The organism is Paenibacillus sp. OK060 (genome assembly GCF_900101205.1).
Lineage (GTDB): Bacteria > Bacillota > Bacilli > Paenibacillales > Paenibacillaceae > Paenibacillus > Paenibacillus marchantiae.
Genome location: NZ_FNFR01000027.1, coordinates 1 through 1,314, shown reverse-complemented (window position 1 = coordinate 1,314; position 1,314 = coordinate 1). Strand labels below are relative to the sequence as shown.

Below are 1,314 nucleotides of genomic sequence, written 5' to 3'. Positions count from 1 at the left end.
ATTGTAGTAATCGATGTATTGTGCTAGTTCTTGCTTGAAGTCATCTAGACTTTCAAACTCATTAAGATAGAGAAATTCTGACTTCATAATGCCAAAGAAGTTCTCCATTACTGCGTTATCGTAACAATTTCCTTTGCGTGACATGCTCTGGATAATCGCCCGTTCCTTCAAAGCATGTTGATACTGCTTCATCTGGTAGTGCCAGCCTTGATCCGAATGCAGGAGGAGCTCATCCTCGTTGGATAAGCGTTTAAAAGCTTTATTTAGCATGTCGGAGACTAATGAATAAGTAGGGCGAGATCCTACTGTGTACGTGATAATTTCACCGTTAAATAAGTCCAGAACAGGTGATAAATAAAGCTTTTCTCCAAACAACTTAAATTCCGTAATATCGGTAACCCATTTCTCATTTGGTTTTTCTGCTTGAAAGTTACGATCCAGTACGTTTGGTGCAATGTTACCCACTGTTCCTTTATAGGAACGATATTTTTTCATACGCACTACTGATTTCAGGCCTAATTCTTTCATGATACGCTGTACTTTTTTATGGTTAACTCGGTGTTCACGATTAACTAGTTCATCACGGATACGACGATAGCCATAACGCCCCTGATGTTCCTCGTAAATGGATTGAATAAGGAGTTTCAGGTCTGCGTCTAGATCGGGCTTGTCAAACTGTTTCACCCAGTAATAGAAGGTGCTACGTGGGACTTCAGCGAACGCTAGCAATGCAACCACCGGGAATTCAAGCCTTAATTCATAGACTACTTGCGCTTTGTCTTGTTTGGTGATTTTTCCTTGTTTTGAACTAAGGCATTCAACTTTTTTAAATAGGCGTTTTCCATACGCAAACGTTCTAATTCAGCTTGTAGAGCTTCAACTGATTCATGGCCAGGTTCTAGCTTCTTCGTCATATTTTTGTTCGTATTTTTCATGAGTGGACGCCCCTTTTTCTTTGATTTCAGGCCGTCCATTCCATCCTCATTGAATTGAATACGCCATTTTCTAATAATCCTAGGAGAGGGTATATTGAAAATGACCGCAGCTTCATTTGGAGACGTCCCATTCTCGTTTATATAGGTGAGTACGTCTAGTTTAAATGTCTTAGTGTAAGCTGTATAGCTCTTTTCAAAAGCTTTGACGCCGTGATATTCGTATTGCCTAATCCACATACGTAAAGTTTCATGATTTATCCGTAATGATTTTGCAATACTTTTGACTCCTTCAGTACCATTCTGATATCTATGAATGGCTTTCAATTTCTCATCTAAACTGAATTTAGGCAAAAAAACTGCACCTCCATTGTTAGTCGTG

Annotated in this window: 1 protein-coding gene; it reads right to left on the bottom strand. The window is 39.3% G+C overall.

What is annotated here, in order from left to right:
* Positions 1-1,286, bottom strand: a protein-coding gene (locus tag BLS14_RS32230; protein ID WP_090955873.1) for an IS3 family transposase whose coding sequence is annotated in 2 segments (ribosomal slippage) — positions 1-830 and positions 830-1,286 — 1,287 coding nt annotated over the 2 segments. Because the reading frame shifts where the segments join, the coding sequence is not laid out codon by codon here. This gene is flagged as partial in the annotation.
* Between the last annotated feature and the right edge of the window lie 28 nt (positions 1,287-1,314).